Annotated in this window: 14 protein-coding genes; 10 read left to right on the top strand and 4 right to left on the bottom strand. The window is 62.4% G+C overall.

What is annotated here, in order from left to right; all coding sequences use genetic code 11:
- Nucleotides 1-154 precede the first annotated feature (154 nt).
- On the bottom strand, nucleotides 155-1,147 hold the full coding sequence (locus R9B85_RS12280; RefSeq protein WP_112249447.1) for an AraC family transcriptional regulator: 993 nt from the start codon (nucleotides 1,145-1,147) through the stop codon (nucleotides 155-157).
- A gap of 273 nt (nucleotides 1,148-1,420) precedes the next feature.
- A complete protein-coding gene (gene aspA, locus R9B85_RS12275; RefSeq protein ID WP_112249494.1) occupies nucleotides 1,421-2,845 on the bottom strand; it encodes an aspartate ammonia-lyase in 1,425 nt (474 codons plus the stop codon).
- Nucleotides 2,846-3,027: 182 nt separating this feature from the next.
- Between aspA and R9B85_RS12270 the strand changes: the two genes are divergently transcribed.
- From R9B85_RS12270 to R9B85_RS12250, 5 genes are all read left to right on the top strand, one after another.
- On the top strand, nucleotides 3,028-3,960 hold the full coding sequence (locus tag R9B85_RS12270) for a LysR substrate-binding domain-containing protein (RefSeq protein ID WP_075046777.1): 933 nt from the start codon (nucleotides 3,028-3,030) through the stop codon (nucleotides 3,958-3,960).
- 171 nt (nucleotides 3,961-4,131) lie between these two features.
- Nucleotides 4,132-4,623, top strand: a complete 492-nt coding sequence (gene purE / locus R9B85_RS12265; protein WP_003253304.1) for a 5-(carboxyamino)imidazole ribonucleotide mutase — start codon at nucleotides 4,132-4,134, stop codon at nucleotides 4,621-4,623.
- Nucleotides 4,624-4,633: 10 nt separating this feature from the next.
- Nucleotides 4,634-5,716, top strand: coding sequence for a 5-(carboxyamino)imidazole ribonucleotide synthase (locus R9B85_RS12260; RefSeq protein WP_112249446.1), 1,083 nt, complete (start codon nucleotides 4,634-4,636; stop codon nucleotides 5,714-5,716).
- Between the two features lie 96 nt (nucleotides 5,717-5,812).
- A complete protein-coding gene (locus R9B85_RS12255) occupies nucleotides 5,813-6,058 on the top strand; it encodes a GlsB/YeaQ/YmgE family stress response membrane protein (protein ID WP_112249445.1) in 246 nt (81 codons plus the stop codon).
- Nucleotides 6,059-6,106: 48 nt separating this feature from the next.
- A complete protein-coding gene (locus R9B85_RS12250; protein ID WP_370290545.1) occupies nucleotides 6,107-6,640 on the top strand; it encodes a DUF3299 domain-containing protein in 534 nt (177 codons plus the stop codon).
- 123 nt (nucleotides 6,641-6,763) lie between these two features.
- Here R9B85_RS12250 and R9B85_RS12245 read toward each other — a convergent pair whose 3' ends face one another.
- Both R9B85_RS12245 and R9B85_RS12240 read right to left on the bottom strand, forming a co-directional pair.
- On the bottom strand, nucleotides 6,764-7,660 hold the full coding sequence (locus tag R9B85_RS12245) for a D-hexose-6-phosphate mutarotase (RefSeq protein ID WP_423771040.1): 897 nt from the start codon (nucleotides 7,658-7,660) through the stop codon (nucleotides 6,764-6,766).
- Nucleotides 7,661-7,731: 71 nt separating this feature from the next.
- On the bottom strand, nucleotides 7,732-8,130 hold the full coding sequence (locus R9B85_RS12240; RefSeq protein WP_003253317.1) for an acyl-CoA thioesterase: 399 nt from the start codon (nucleotides 8,128-8,130) through the stop codon (nucleotides 7,732-7,734).
- 360 nt (nucleotides 8,131-8,490) lie between these two features.
- On the opposite strand from R9B85_RS12240, the gene R9B85_RS12235 reads away from it, so the two are divergent.
- The 5 genes from R9B85_RS12235 (at nucleotide 8,491) to pstB (ending at nucleotide 16,025) form a co-directional block, all read left to right on the top strand.
- Nucleotides 8,491-9,780 carry an MFS transporter gene (locus tag R9B85_RS12235; RefSeq protein ID WP_112249443.1) on the top strand — a complete coding sequence of 430 codons (1,290 nt, stop codon included), beginning with the start codon at nucleotides 8,491-8,493 and terminating at the stop codon, nucleotides 9,778-9,780.
- Between the two features lie 223 nt (nucleotides 9,781-10,003).
- Entirely contained in the window at nucleotides 10,004-11,002 is a 999-nt protein-coding gene (locus tag R9B85_RS12230) for a phosphate ABC transporter substrate-binding protein PstS (protein WP_056793940.1), read from the top strand.
- Between the two features lie 140 nt (nucleotides 11,003-11,142).
- Nucleotides 11,143-13,431: an ABC transporter permease subunit gene (locus tag R9B85_RS12225; protein WP_112249442.1), complete on the top strand. Its 2,289-nt coding sequence runs from the start codon at nucleotides 11,143-11,145 to the stop codon at nucleotides 13,429-13,431.
- Between the two features lie 71 nt (nucleotides 13,432-13,502).
- Entirely contained in the window at nucleotides 13,503-15,119 is a 1,617-nt protein-coding gene (pstA, locus tag R9B85_RS12220) for a phosphate ABC transporter permease PstA (RefSeq protein WP_215520567.1), read from the top strand.
- A gap of 72 nt (nucleotides 15,120-15,191) precedes the next feature.
- Entirely contained in the window at nucleotides 15,192-16,025 is an 834-nt protein-coding gene (gene pstB, locus R9B85_RS12215) for a phosphate ABC transporter ATP-binding protein PstB (RefSeq protein ID WP_112249440.1), read from the top strand.
- Nucleotides 16,026-16,033 lie beyond the last annotated feature (8 nt).

The raw sequence follows: 16,033 nt of genomic DNA, 5'->3' as shown, positions 1-16,033 counted from the left end.
AAGGGGATCGATGTGGCCAAGCTCTTTGGCTGGATTTGTTGGTGGCCTGTACTGGCCCTTTCGCGGGTGAACCCGCTCCCACAGGTACAGTGTTGCACCTGGGTGTGTGCAATCCCTGTGGGAGCGGGTTCACCCGCGAAAGGGCCGGTACAGGTCAACCGCGGAAGTGACTGGGCGCAACGCCACTCCAGCGCTGGAAGGCATGCCGGAAACTGGCGGTCTCGCTGAAACCCAGGGACTCGGCAATCCGATAGATCGGCATCTGCTCATCAGCCAGCAACTGCTTGGCCCGTTCGAACCTCAATTCATCCAGCAGCTGTTGATAACTGCTGCCCAACGCCTGCAAATGCCGGCGCAGGGTGCGCGATGAGCAGTTCATCTGCCGCGCCAGCCCTTCCAGCCCGGGCGCTGCATCCAGTTGTTGCGCCAGCAGTTGGCGAATCCGCCCCAGCCAGGCTTGGCGGCCTGTGAATTCAAGGTTCAGGCGCCGGCAGCGTTCGCTCATGGCCTTGTGGGTAATCGGGTCGGCCAGCGGCAGTGGCGTGTCCAGCCAGCGCCGTTCAAAGGCAAAGGCGTTGTCCTCGGCACTGAACCCGATCGGGCACTGGAAGGCACCGGCATAGAGGGCATGGTAGCCCGGGCGTGGGTGTTCGAAGCGGGCGCCCAGCAGGGGCAGCGGTCGGCCGAGCAGGTCGTCGCAGATGACTTTCAGCGATACCAGGCAGAACTCGGCATTGAAGGCGGTCAGCGTCGGGCTGTCGTGGTAGTCGCTGGCGCTGAACCAGACGCGTTGGCCGTCCTCCAGCAAACGCAGCTTGAAGACTGTTCCCAGCAGTGCCGGATACTGCAGCGCCAAGCGCAAGGCGTCACCCAAAGTGGCACTGGAGAGCAGGGCGTAACCGAGCATGCCGTAGCACGACACATGCATGCGCCGGCCCAGTTCCAGGCCGATATCCTCGCGCCGGGCAACGGCGTTGGCACACACCTGCAGTTCCTGCTGGGTGGTGATGCGTGCATCGGCGTGCCCCAGGTCCGCCGGGCCGATGCCGCTGCCGGCCAGTAGCGCCGACGCTTCGCAACCGTCTGCCTGGAATACGTTGAGGATCAGCGAAACCGCGTTGAGGGTGGTGAGGTGGCTGTGCAGCATGCTGGGTAATCCCGTCGGCCTGGGACGCATTATGGAGCAAGTTGTGTGCCGATGTTCGGGGGCCGCTCTGCGGCCCTATCGCGACACAAGGCCGCTCCCACATTGAGCGGTGAACGCAGGGCTCTTGTGGGAGCGGCCTTGCGTCGCGATGGGCTGCAACGCAGCCCCAAAATCTTGCAGGCAAAAAAAAGGCCCGAAGCATAGGCTCGGGCCTTGGAAAGGTTGAGAGGTGTCTAGTCCCTCGACCTGGTGAGACTGTTTACAGCAGCCTGGTTACGCCTTCAGCGGAACCAGACGGGGAGCGATCATGTTTTCCGGACGCAGGATGTCGTCGAGCATCGCGTCGTCCAGCAGCTTCTCTTCGCGCACCAGTTCCAGTACGCCGCGGCCGGTTTCCAGGGCAACGCGGGCGATACGGGTGGCGTTTTCGTAGCCGATGTATGGGTTCAGGGCGGTGACCAGGCCGATCGAGTGCTCGACCAGTTCACGGCAGCGCTGTTCGTTGGCGGTGATGCCGACGATGCAGTGTTCGCGCAGCATGTCCATGGCACGTTGCAGCAGGCGGATCGAGTCGAAGATCTTGTAGGCGATCAGCGGCTCCATCACGTTCAGCTGCAGCTGGCCACCTTCGGCGGCGACGGTCAGGGCCAGGTCGTTGCCCATGATGGCGAAGGCCACTTGGTTGACGGCTTCAGGGATAACCGGGTTGACCTTGCCTGGCATGATCGAGCTGCCTGGCTGACGCGCTGGCAGGTTGATCTCGTTGATGCCGGTGCGCGGGCCGCTGGACAGCAGGCGCAGGTCGTTGCAGATCTTCGACAGTTTGACTGCGGTACGCTTGAGCATGCCGGAGAACAGTACGAAGGCGCCCATGTCGGAGGTCGCTTCGATCAGGTCGGCAGCCGGTACCAGCGGCTGGCCGCTGATGGTAGCCAGACGCTGTACGGCCAAGGCCTGGTAGCCAGGGTCGGCGTTGATGCCGGTGCCAATGGCGGTACCGCCCAGGTTGATTTCGGTCAGCAGTTCCGGGGCCAGCGAGCGCAGGCGCTGCAGGTCTTCGGTCATGGTGGTGGCGAAAGCGCGGAATTCCTGGCCCAGGGTCATCGGTACGGCGTCCTGCAGCTGGGTACGGCCCATCTTCAGTACGTGATCGAACTCTTTGCCCTTGGCAGCGAAGGCCTGGATCAGGCTGTCGAGGCTGGCCAGCAGGGCGTCGTGGCCCAGCAGCAGGCCCAGACGGATGGCTGTCGGGTAGGCGTCGTTGGTCGACTGCGCCATGTTCACGTCGTTGTTCGGGTGCAGGTACTGGTACTCACCCTTCTGGTGGCCCATGGCCTCCAGCGCGACGTTGGCGATGACTTCGTTGGCGTTCATGTTGGTAGAGGTACCAGCACCGCCCTGGATCATGTCCACCACGAACTGGTCGTGGTAATCGCCTTTGATCAGGCGGGCACAGGCTGCAGTGATGGCAGCGTGCTTGGCATCGCTCAGGTGACCCAGCTCACGGTTGGCGTCGGCAGCAGCCTGCTTGACCATGGCCAGGGCCACGACCAGCTTCGGGTAGTGCGACAGCGGAACACCGGAGAGGTGGAAGTTGTTGGCAGCGCGCAGGGTCTGGATGCCGTAGTAGGCATCTGCAGGAACTTCAAGGGTACCCAACAAATCTTTTTCGACGCGGAACGATGCAGCGGAGGACATGATGTATATCATCTCGAATTTGACCCGGCACATGCCGGAATGGCGCCAATCCTAGGCCTGAAGGTGATTTTGCGGCCAATGCTGTTGCACGCTAACCTATGCACAAACGGCATAGTGTTTCATGTGACGCCAATTGACATTCGAGCGTGTTCCATTTTGGTGCGCGCCGGGAGATGTGCTTCGTGAACCTTGAAAGCAAATGGCTGGAAGACTTCAGCGCGCTGGCAGCAACCCGCAGTTTTTCCCAGGCGGCAGAGCGGCGTTTCGTGACTCAACCTGCCTTCAGCAGGCGTATTCGCAGCCTTGAAGCAGCCTTGGGTCTGCAGTTGGTGAATCGTTCCCGCACGCCAATAGAACTGACTGAAGCCGGCCAGCTTTTTCTTGTCACGGCACGTACCGTTGTCGACCAGTTGAGCGAAATTCTCCGCCATTTGCATCATCTGGAAGGCGGGCAGGGCGAAGTGGTGCAGGTGGCTGCGGCACACTCCCTGGCGTCGGGCTTTTTCCCGCGTTGGGTGGCCCAGTTGCGCAACGATGGGTTGAACATCGCCACCCGTCTGGTTGCGACCAACGTCGGCGATGCCGTGCATGCATTACGCGAAGGAGGCTGCGACCTGATGCTGGCCTTCTATGACCCGGATGCCGCCCTGCAGATGGATGCTGAAATCTTCCCGTCGCTGCACATGGGTACCACCGAAATGTTGCCTGTGTGCGCTGTGGATGCGGAAGGCAAGCCATTGTTCGACCTGGAGGGCGAGGGCAGCGTGCCGCTGCTGGCCTATACCGCCGGAGCCTTCCTTGGCCGTTCGGTGAACTTGCTGCTGCGCCAGCGCAACCTGCGCTATACCACTGTCTATGAAACCGCCATGGCAGACAGCCTCAAGAGCATGGCGCTGGAAGGCATGGGCATCGCCTGGGTACCGCGCCTGTCGATGCGTGGCGAACTGGAACGGGGCGAACTGGCGATCTGCGGCGGCAGCCAGTGGCACGTGCCACTGGAAATCCGCCTGTATCGTTGCGCCCTGGTGCGCAAGGCCAATGTAAGGCTGTTGTGGCGCAAGCTCGAGGGGGCGGCGATGGTTGACCCAAAAGTCAGTCAAAGCCCCGAAAAATAAGGGGCGACAGTTGGTCGCCGGGGTGCCTTAAACGCACCACCTTACGGTATACTGCGCGGCCTTTCGACCGGATGCGTCCGGTCCTGATCAGCAAACAAGCCACGCCGGTCGTCCCGCGTGGCTTGTTGTTTTTTGACGCGCCCAAGGGCGCACAAGCGAAGAGGCTCGACGATGAGTGCACTGGTTGGCGTGATCATGGGCTCCAAGTCCGATTGGTCCACCCTTAGCCACACCGCCGATATGCTGGAAAAACTCGGCATTCCCTACGAAGTGAAGGTGGTTTCCGCCCACCGCACCCCGGATCTGCTGTTCCAGTATGCCGAAGAGGCTGAGGGCCGTGGCATCGAGGTGATCATCGCCGGTGCCGGTGGCGCAGCCCACCTGCCAGGCATGTGCGCCGCCAAGACCCACCTGCCGGTGCTGGGCGTGCCCGTGCAATCGTCGATGCTGTCGGGTGTCGATTCGCTGCTGTCGATCGTGCAGATGCCAGCCGGCGTGCCGGTTGCCACCCTGGCTATCGGTCGTGCCGGTGCGGTCAACGCCGCGCTGCTGTCGGCCAGCATTCTCGGCGCCAAGTACCCGCAATACCACGCGGCGCTCAAGCAGTTCCGCACGGAGCAGACCGACACTGTGCTGGACAACCCAGACCCGCGCCAGGCTTGAGGCTCAACCCATGAAGATCGGTGTAATCGGTGGCGGCCAGCTGGGCCGCATGCTGGCCCTGGCGGGTACCCCGCTGGGCATGAACTTCGCTTTCCTCGACCCGGCGCCGGACGCCTGCGCCGCGCCGCTGGGCGAGCACCTGCGTGCCGACTACGGCGACCAGGACCACCTGCGCCAGCTGGCTGACGAAGTCGACCTGGTCACCTTCGAGTTCGAAAGCGTCCCGGCCGAGACCGTCGCCTTCCTCTCGCAGTTCGTGCCGGTGTACCCCAGCGCCGAGGCGCTGCGCATCGCCCGTGACCGCCTGTTCGAAAAGAGCATGTTCCGCGACCTGGGTATCCCCACCCCGGCCTTCGCCGACATTCTCTCGCAGTCCGACCTGGACGCCGCGGTGGCCAGCATCGGCCTGCCGGCCGTGCTGAAAACCCGCACACTGGGTTACGACGGCAAGGGCCAGAAGGTGCTGCGCACGCCTGAGGACGTGGTCGGTACCTTTGCCGAGTTGGGCAGCGTGCCGTGCCTGCTGGAAGGCTTCGTGCCGTTCACCGGCGAAGTGTCGTTGGTGGCCGTACGTGCCCGTGATGGCGAAACCCGCTTCTACCCCTTGGTGCACAACACCCACGAAAGCGGCATCCTGCGCCTGTCGGTCGCCAGCCAGGCGCACCCGCTGCAGGCTCTGGCTGAAGACTACGTGGGCCGCGTGCTCAAGCAACTGGACTATGTGGGCGTGATGGCCTTCGAGTTCTTCGAAGTCGACGGCGGCCTCAAGGCCAACGAAATCGCCCCGCGTGTACACAACTCCGGGCACTGGACCATTGAAGGCGCCGAGTGCAGCCAGTTCGAGAACCACCTGCGCGCCATCGCCGGCCTGCCGCTGGGCTCGACCGCCAAGGTTGGCGAGAGCGCGATGCTCAACTTCATCGGTGAAGTGCCGGCGGTGGACAAGGTGGTTGCCATCGGTGACTGCCATCTGCACCACTACGGCAAGGCCTTCAAGGTTGGTCGCAAGGTTGGTCACGCCACCCTGCGCTGCCACGACATGGCCACCCTCGAGCGCAAGATTGCCGAAGTAGATGCCCTGATCGGCAACTGATCGAACTTCTACCAGCGGCTTGCCCTCTGAAATGGCAACGAGCCAAAGCGCTGTCTAGGCTTTGGCTTGTTCCATCATCACTGCAGAGGGATTGCCATGGGTATCATTGGGACCATCTTCATCGGCCTTATCGTCGGCCTGCTGGCCCGCTTCATCAAGCCGGGCGACGACAGCATGGGCTGGATCATGACCATCCTGCTGGGTATTGCCGGCTCCCTGCTGGCCACCTACGGCGGCCAGGCGCTGGGCATCTATCAGGCCGGAGAGGCCGCGGGCTTCTTTGGCGCGCTGGTGGGGGCAGTCGTCCTCCTGGTGATCTACGGATTCATCAAGAAACGCTGAATATTGGTTAGAATGCCCGGCAATTCATTCGAGTTGCCGAGCATTTTCATGCGTGCCTTTTTCCTCGCCTCACTGCTGTTGGTCAGTACCCTGGCTCATGCCGAACTGCCTGAAACCGACTGGCTGGAGCTGATGCCAAAGTCGGACCAGCAGGCACTCGAGCAAATGCCTGAAATCGACCACAACTCCCCGGAAGCCATGGGCACCTTTACCGACAAGGGCGGCCTGAAGCAGAGCAAGGGCCTGCCGGCGGTGATGTACTCGACCAAGACTGTGGCTGCCATGAACGGCAAGGATATTCGCCTGGGCGGCTACCCGGTGCCCCTGGAGAGCGACGCCAAGGGCAACAGCACGCTGTTTTTCCTGGTGCCTTACCCAGGAGCGTGCATCCATGTGCCGCCACCACCACCGAACCAGTTGGTGCTGGTGCGCTACCCGAAAGGCCTGAAGATCGATGATATCTACACACCGCTTTGGGTCAGCGGCAAGCTGAAGGTGGAAAAGGTCAGCAACGACCTGGCCGATGCGGCCTATGCGCTGGATGCGGGGAAGGTGAGGGTGGTGGAGGACGCAGACCTCTGATTGCCTGTACCGGCCCTTTCGCGGGTAAACCCGCTCCCACAGGTCGTCACAAACCTTGAATATCGTGGAGACCCTGTGGGAGCGGGTTTACCCGCGAAGGGGCCCGAACAGATACTGCAAAACTCAGATCATTTCACAGCCAATCCTGACCTCCAGCGAACTGCTGGCCCCAGGTTTCAACTCCACCAGGTCATCCCACACATTCGCCGTCTCGATGCACAGCATCCGCTGCCACCCATCATCGGCCATGTCCGGTAGTTCCCTGGCCCGTTCGGTCCAAGGGTTCCAGATCACCGCCGAGCGCGACCCACTGCTGGTCAGAGTAATCCGCCGGTTCCAGTGCGGGTCGACAATGCTCAATTTCGGTGGGGTAGCGAGGTAGATCCGGTCAGTCTCCCCTGCAAACCCCAACGACCCCTGCTGCTGGCGCTGCTCCCAGTCAGCCAGGGTCTCGATGTAGCTCAGCCCCTCGACCCCTTCGACCCGCGCCTGGCGCACGTCACTGACTGCGAAGTAGCTGTGCAGGGCCTGGCTGATGGTGACGGGAGTGTTGCCCATATTGCGGCTGGTCAGGTTCAGCCGCAGGTCCTCGCCCAGCACCACTACCAGTTTCAGCTCGACGTCATGAGGCCAGCCAGGCAGGTCACCCTGCGCTTCCGGTAGTTCGAATTCGATGCGCAGGCCTTCGCCCGTTTCCTCGATACCCAGCAATTGCCAGTCGCGCGCCCGCGCCAGGCCATGCGCGGGTGCCTGTTCGCCGTGGTACATGGCCTGCACGGCCTGGGGGTTGCGCTGCAGGTTGCCGAACCACGGCCAGCACACCGGCACACCGGCGCGTACCGACTTGCCCTGACGGAAGATGGCCTGGTCGCTCAGCCACAGCAGCGGTGGCTGGCCAACGCGCTGGTAGCTGAGGATCTGCGCGCCCTGCTGGGCGACCAGTAGTTCGGCGTGGTCGTTGCTGATACGCCAGCAGCTGAGTTCGCCATGTTGCTCGGTTACGACCTGGTAGGTAGCCATTGCATTCATCTCATTGATTGCCAGTGGGCCTTGGACCCGGGCACATGCAATGAGTTTACCGCCGGCGTGGCTCAGCGACGAGGTACGGAGCGGGTGCGGCCACTGCCGTCGATGGCGACGAAAACGAAGACGGCTTCGGTGACCTTGCGCCATTCGCTGGACAGCGGGTCGTCACTCCACACTTCGACCATCATCTGGATCGAGCTGCGGCCGATTTCCAGAGTCTGGGTATAGAACGACAGTTGAGCGCCGACGGCGACCGGGACCAGAAAGGCCATGCGGTCGATGGCCACGGTGGCCACGCGGCCGCCGGCGACGCGGCTGGCCATGGCGGTACCGGCCAGGTCCATCTGGGCGACCAGCCAGCCGCCGAAGATGTCGCCAAACCCGTTGGTCTCGCGCGGCAGTGCTGTGATCTGCAAGGCCAGGTCACCTTGCGGGATAGGATCTTCTTGTTCGAGCTCAATCATGCGATGGGGCCTCTGACCCGTGACGCTTTCGTTGGGGTGGCGCAAAGGCCGGGTAAACGATTCAGCTTGAAACATACTACGCCGATTTCGTTTCACTGAGCGGCCGTAGGGAAACTCTGCGAAACCGCCTGACATAAAGACCGGCGTTTTCGCACAACATCCCACGCTAGCAGCAACCTTTTCCTACGAACTGCCAGTATATAGAGCATAACGGCCAGCGACGACCGTGCATTCATGAATATGTGTAGGGATTTTGTATCGCTTTCGGCGCAGCTCAGCAATTTGCTATCTTCGCTTGTCTCCCCAATCCAGAAGCCGCGTGCCAAGCGGCCTGCATGCCTACAAAGAGAACAATCAGCGATGACTTCCGTGCCGAGCAGTATCGAGCAGCCCTCGCGGCCGCTGACCCGCAGTGACTACAAGACCCTCTCACTGTCCGCCCTGGGCGGCGCGCTGGAGTTCTACGACTTCATCATCTTCGTGTTCTTCGCCACGGTGGTCGGCAAGCTGTTCTTCCCGGCCGACATGCCCGAATGGCTGCGCCTGATGCAAACCTTCGGCATTTTTGCCGCCGGCTACCTGGCGCGGCCGCTGGGCGGCATCATCATGGCTCACTTCGGTGACCTGCTCGGGCGCAAGAAGATGTTCACCCTGAGCATCTTCATGATGGCCCTGCCAACGCTGATCATGGGCTTGCTGCCGACTTATGCACAGATCGGCATGCTGGCGCCGATCCTGCTACTGCTGATGCGCGTGATCCAGGGCGCTGCAATCGGTGGCGAGGTACCGGGCGCCTGGGTGTTCGTGTCCGAGCACGTGCCAGCGCGCAACACCGGCTACGCCTGCGGCACCCTGACTGCGGGCCTGACCGCGGGCATTCTGCTGGGCTCGCTGGTGGCCACCTTGATCAACAGCGTGTACAGCGCCGAAGAAGTGGCCGATTACGCCTGGCGTATCCCGTTCCTGCTTGGCGGTGTGTTCGGCCTGTTCTCGGTGTACCTGCGCCGTTGGCTGCACGAAACCCCGGTGTTCGCCGAAATGCAGCAGCGCAAGGCGCTGGCCGAGGAGCTGCCGTTGCGCGCGGTGCTGCGTGACCATCGTGGTGCGATCATACTATCGATGCTGCTGACCTGGATGCTGTCTGCTGCCATCGTGGTAGTCATCCTGATGACCCCGGCACTGCTGCAGAGCATCTACCACATCAGCCCTATCGACTCGCTCAAGGCCAACAGCATGGCGATCGTGCTGCTCAGCTTCGGCTGCATCGGTGCTGGCAGCCTGGCAGACCGCTTCGGTGCTGGCCGGGTGTTCGTGATCGGCAGCCTGCTGCTGCTGGCAAGTTCCTGGACCTTCTTCCACAGCCTGCCGACCCGGCCCGAGCTGCTGTTCCCGTTGTATGCGGTGACCGGCCTGTGTGTGGGCGTGATCGGTGCGGTACCTTATGTGATGGTCAAGGCATTCCCGGCGGTGGTGCGCTTCAGCGGGCTGTCGTTCTCGTACAACGTGGCCTACGCGATCTTTGGCGGGCTGACACCGATGGTGGTGACTGCGCTGTTGAAAGTGAGCCCGATGGCGCCTGCCTACTATGTGGCGGGGTTGTGTGCCGTTGGTCTGGCCGTGGGCCTGTACCTGCTCGCCAACAAGCGTTAAGGCTGCTGGCCTCTTCGCGGCTAAAGCCGCTCCCACAGGTGCGGCATTGCCTTGAAGCCGGTGCCATTCCTGTGGGAGCGGCTTTAGCCGCGAAGAGGCCAGGCCTGTTTTGATGATGGCCTTTCATCCAATTGTCATAATCAAGTCATATCGTATTCATGCGGCCTGCAGATACTTGGGCCCGTTCCATCCAACACCCCAATATTCCTGCTAGGAGCAAGGCATGAAACTGAAGCGTTTGATGGCGGCCCTCACCTTTGCCGCCGCTGGCGTTGCAACCGCCAACGCGGTAGCCGCTGTCGATCCTGCGATCCCGACCTACACCAAGACCACCGGTGTTTCGGGCAACCTCTCCAGCGTCGGTTCGGACACCCTCGCCAACCTGATGACTCTGTGGGCCGAGGCCTACAAGAAGGAATATCCGAACGTAAACATCCAGATCCAGGCTGCCGGCTCCTCCACCGCGCCACCTGCGCTGACCGAAGGCACCGCCAACCTTGGCCCGATGAGCCGCAAGATGAAAGACGTCGAGCTGCAGGCCTTCGAGCAGAAGTACGGCTACAAGCCGACCGCCATCCCGGTCGCCGTAGACGCCCTGGCTGTATTCGTGCACAAGGACAACCCGATCAAAGGCCTGACCATGGCCCAGGTCGATGCCATCTTCTCTTCCACCCGCCTGTGCGGTGGCAAGGCCGACGTCAAGACCTGGGGTGACCTGGGCGTGACCGGCGACCTGGCCAACAAGCCAGTGCAGCTGTTCGGCCGTAACTCGGTATCGGGCACCTACGGCTACTTCAAGGAAGAAGCCCTGTGCAAAGGCGACTTCAAGCCTAACGTCAACGAACAACCTGGCTCGGCTTCGGTCGTGCAGTCGATCAGCTCCTCGCTGAACGGCATCGGCTACTCGGGTATCGGCTACAAGACCGCCAGCGTCAAGACTGTGGCCCTGGCCAAGAAGGAAGGCGGTGAGTTCGTTGAAGACAACGAAACCAACGCCCTGAACGGCACTTACCCGCTGTCGCGCTTCCTGTACGTCTACGTCAACAAGGCCCCGAACAAGCCTCTGGCGCCGCTGGAAGCCGAGTTCGTCAAGCTGGTGCTGTCGCAAGCTGGCCAGCAGGTCGTGGTGAAGGACGGCTACATCCCGCTGCCGGCCAAAGTCGTCGACAAGACCTTGGCTGACCTGGGCCTGTCCCACGCGGGTAACGTCGCAAAAAAGTAAGTAACTGAGGAGGAGGCCGGTGCTGCTGCCCGGCCTCTTCCACGAGATTCCCAGTCCGAAGCCAGGTTTACTGAGCGGCGGGCTTTCGTGCGTCACCACTTTGTAATGTTTTTGTCACACGGGACCGCTAGGGTGTGCGCATGAATGATCTGGCCAACTCCAACATGACCCAAAACTCCCCGCCCGTGCGGATTGATTTCAATACGCCGGAGTTGCAACGCAAGCGCCGCATGCGCGCGCTCAAGGATCGCCTGACCCGCTGGTATGTACTGGTGGGCGGGCTTGCCGTTTTGGCGGCGATCACCCTGATCTTCTTCTATCTGGCCTATGTGGTGCTGCCGCTGTTCCAGGGCGCCGAGCTGACCAGCAAGAAAGCCCTGGAGCCGACCTGGCTGCAGCAGGATGCCGGCAAGCCGCTGATGATCGCGCTTGAAGAGCAGAACCTGGTGGGCATGCGCGTTTCGGACAAGGGCCAGGCACTGTTCTTCGATACCAAGACCGGCAACGAGCTCAAGCGTGTCGACCTGCCGCTGCCGGCAGGCACCCAGGTCACTTCGATCAGTGCCGACCAGCCGGGCAGCCCGCTGGTGGTGCTGGGCTTGTCCAACGGCCAGGCGCTGGTGTTCCACCACACCTACAAGGTCACCTATCCGGACAACAAGAAAACCATCGCTCCCAGCATCGACTACCCGTACGGCGAACAGCCGTTCGTGCTCGACGAGCAGGGCCGTGCGCTGGAGCATGTCAGCGTCAACGTCAATGGCGACACCCTGCTTATGGCCGGCTCCACCGGCGCGCATCTGCAGGTGGTCGAGCTGACCCGCACCGAAAACATGATGACCGAAGAGGTCACCACCGAACAGAACCGCATCGAACTGCCGCAGATGACCGAAACGGTGAAGAACATCTTCATCGACCCGCGTCAGCAGTGGCTGTACGTGATCAACGGCCGCGCCACCGCGGACGTGTTCAACCTGCGCGACAAGAGCCTCAACGGGCGCTACAAGCTGTCTGAAAGCGCCGACACCGAAATTACCGCCACCGCCCAGCTGGTCGGCGGCATCTCGCTGATCATCGGCGATTCCAAGGGCGGCCTGGCCCAGTGGTTCATGGCCCGTGATCCTGATGGCGAATCGCGCTTCAAGCTGATTCGCACCTTCCAGATGGGCAAGGCTGCGGTCGTGCAAATCGACGCCGAAGAGCGCCGCAAGGGCTTTGTCGCCCTCGACGCCGCAGGCGAGCTGGGCGTGTTCCACAGCACTGCGCACCGTACCTTGCTGGTCGAGCCGGTCGCCGAAGGCCCTGGCATCCTGGCCCTGTCGCCACGTGCCAATCGCATCATCATCGAAGAGGGCGGCAAGCTGTTGCCGCTGAGCCTGCGCAACCCGCACCCGGAGGTTTCCTTCAGCGCGCTGTGGGGCAAGGTGTGGTACGAGAACTACGACGAGCCGAAATACGTCTGGCAGTCGACCGCTTCGAACACCGACTTCGAGCCCAAGCTGAGTCTGTCGCCGCTGACCTTCGGTACCCTCAAGGCCGCGTTCTACGCCATGATCCTGGCGGCCCCGCTGGCAATTGCCGCGGCCATCTACACCGCTTATTTCATGGCCCCGGGCATGCGCCGCAAGGTCAAGCCGGTGATCGAACTGATGGAAGCGATGCCGACGGTGATCCTCGGCTTCTTCGCCGGCCTGTTCCTCGCCCCGTACCTGGAAGGCCACCTTCCAGGCGTGTTCAGCCTGTTCCTGCTGATGCCGCTCGGTATCCTGCTGGCCGGTTTCGCCTGGACCCGACTGCCCGAGTCGATTCGCCTGCGCATCCCGGATGGCTGGGAAGCGGCGATCCTGATCCCGGTCATCCTGTTCACCGGCTGGTTCGCCCTGACCATGAGCCCGCACCTGGAAACCTGGTTCTTCGGCGGCGACATGCGCCTGTGGATCACCAACGACCTGGGGATCACCTATGACCAGCGCAACGCCCTGGTCGTGGGCATCGCCATGGGTTTCGCGGTCATCCCGAACATCTACTCCATCGCCGAAGACGCCGTGTTCAGCGTGCCGCGCAGCCTGACCCTGGGTTCTCTGGCCCTGGGTGCGACGCCCTGGCAGACCCTGACCCGCGTGGTGATCCTCACCGCCAGCCCAGGTATTTTCTCGGCGCTGATGATCGGCATGGGCCGCGCGGTGGGCGAGACCATGATCGTGCTGATGGCCACCGGCAACACCCCGGTGATGGAGCTGAACCTGTTCGAGGGCATGCGCACGCTGGCCGCCAACGTGGCCGTCGAAATGCCGGAGTCGGAAGTCGGCGGCAGCCACTATCGCGTGCTGTTCCTGGCCGCGCTGGTGCTGCTGATGTTCACCTTCATCATGAACACCTTGGCCGAGCTGATTCGCCAGCGTCTGCGCAAGAAATACTCGTCGCTTTGATAGAAAGGTAGCGATCCGTGAAAAAGGATTCCCTCAAAGGCTGGTTCAAGAGCGGCGCCCCAGGCGTCTGGATGAGCGGCGGCGCGGTGGCCATGGCAGTGATCATGACCGTTGGCCTGCTGGCGGTGATTGCCGTGCGCGGCCTGGGCCACTTCTGGCCGGCCGATCTTGTCCAGGCCACTTACAAGGTGCCGGGCCAGGCCGATCATGTCGTCATCGGCGAAGTGGTGCAAAAGGAGGAAGTACCCCGTGCCCGCCTGAAGGGCGCCGGCCTGCCAGTGCCTGACCAGGGCCCGGAGTTCATGACCCGTGAGCTGATCAAGGTGGGCAACCGCGATCTCAACGGCAGCGACTTCACCTGGGTGGTTGGCGATTGGCTGATCGATGAGAAGCACCCGACCGACCTGATCGCCCTGGAGCGCCGCGAGTGGGGCAACTTCTACGGCTACCTGGTCAGCGTCAAGGAAGAAGGCCGCGTGGTCGCCGAAGGCGCTGCTGCCTGGAACGAACTGCAGGCCCGCCTGAAGCGTGCCAACCAGCTCAACAGCGAACTGCAAAGCCTCGAGAAGAAAGACATCGGTGCCATCAACCATGGCCTCGAGCGCCTGCGCCTGCAGGCCCGCAAGCTGGAGCTGGAGGGCAAGCTGGACGCCGCTGCCCAGGCCGACATGGACGCTGATCGCGCCGAGCTGAACAGCCGCTACAAGGCCATCGAAGACCGTCTGACCGGCCTGCACCAGGCCTTCGCCCGCGACAGCCTGGTGGCCCGCGATGGCAACGGCCGTGAAGTGGAAATCAACCTGAGCAAGGTGGTGCACGCCATCCAGCCGAATGCCATGTCGGGGTTCACCAAGCTGGGCACCTACTTCACCAAGGTCTGGGAGTTCCTCAGCGACGATCCGCGTGAAGCCAACACCGAGGGCGGTATCTTCCCGGCCATCTTCGGTACCGTGATGATGACCCTGATCATGGCCGTGATCGTCACTCCGTTCGGTGTGTTGGCTGCCGTGTACCTTCGCGAATACGCCAGACAGGGCCCGGTGACCCGCCTGATCCGAATCGCGGTGAACAACCTGGCCGGTGTACCGGCGATCGTCTACGGCGTGTTCGGCCTGGGCTTCTTCGTCTACGTGCTGGGTGGCTCGATCGACCGCCTGTTCTTCCCCGAAGCACTGCCGGCGCCAACCCTGGGTACCCCGGGCTTGCTGTGGGCATCGCTGACCCTGGCGCTGCTGGCCGTGCCGGTGGTGATCGTGGCCACCGAGGAAGGCCTGGCGCGTATCCCGCGCACCGTGCGCGAAGGCTCGCTGGCCCTGGGCGCGACCAAGGCCGAAACCCTGTGGAAGATCGTCCTGCCGATGGCCAGCCCGGCGATGATGACCGGCATGATCCTCGCCGTGGCCCGCGCCGCTGGTGAAGTGGCGCCACTTATGCTGGTGGGCGTGGTAAAGCTGGCTCCGTCGCTGCCGGTGGACGGGAACTACCCGTACCTGCATCTGGACCAGAAGATCATGCACCTGGGCTTCCACATCTATGACGTCGGCTTCCAGAGCCCTAACGTCGAGGCCGCGCGGCCGCTGGTTTATGCCACCGCGTTGCTGCTGGTGCTGGTGATCGCGGCCCTCAACCTCTCGGCCGTGTGGATCCGTAACCACCTGCGCGAGAAGTACAAGGCCCTCGACAGCTGAACCTGATTGCAAGCGTGCCGCCCGCGAGCCGGGCGGCCCTTTGAAACGAATTGTTAGCGTATGGAGTTGACCATGCAGCAAGAATCCCATGCCCACGGCATCGACATGTCTGCCCTGGGCCGCGACAAGCAGAGCCTGCGCCTGGCCGAAGAAACCGTAGCCATCGAAGTGCCAGGCCTGAGCCTGTTCTACGGTGACAAGCAAGCGCTGTTCGATGTGCAGATGAACATCCCCAAGCAGCGTGTGACCGCCTTCATCGGCCCGTCCGGCTGCGGCAAGTCGACCCTGCTGCGTACCTTCAACCGCATGAACGACCTGGTTGATGGCTGCCGCGTGGAAGGCGCCATCAATCTGTATGGCAACAACATCTACCGCAAGGGCGAAGACGTGGCCGAGCTGCGCCGCCGTGTGGGCATGGTGTTCCAGAAGCCCAACCCGTTCCCCAAGACCATCTACGAAAACGTGGTCTACGGCCTGCGCATCCAGGGCATCAACAAGAAGCGCGTGCTCGACGAAGCGGTTGAATGGGCGCTGAAGGGTGCGGCCCTGTGGGACGAGGTCAAGGACCGCCTGCACGAGTCGGCACTGGGCCTTTCCGGTGGCCAGCAACAGCGTCTGGTCATTGCCCGCACCATCGCCGTGGAGCCGGAAGTGCTGCTGCTCGACGAACCGTGCTCGGCACTGGACCCGATCTCGACCTTGAAGGTCGAGGAACTGATCTACGAATTGAAATCCAAGTACACCATCGTCATCGTGACCCACAACATGCAGCAGGCGGCCCGTGTTTCGGACTACACCGCGTTCATGTACATGGGCAAACTGGTCGAATTCGGGGATACCGACACCCTGTTCACCAACCCGGCGAAGAAGCAGACCGAAGACTACATCACTGGTCGCTACGGCTGATCGCCGCT

The organism is Pseudomonas sp. NLJ1 (assembly GCF_049486705.1).
GTDB classification, from domain to species: Bacteria; Pseudomonadota; Gammaproteobacteria; order Pseudomonadales; family Pseudomonadaceae; genus Aquipseudomonas; species Aquipseudomonas inefficax.
The sequence above is the reverse complement of the archived record's forward strand: the minus strand, read 5'-3'. Positions and strand labels throughout refer to the sequence as shown.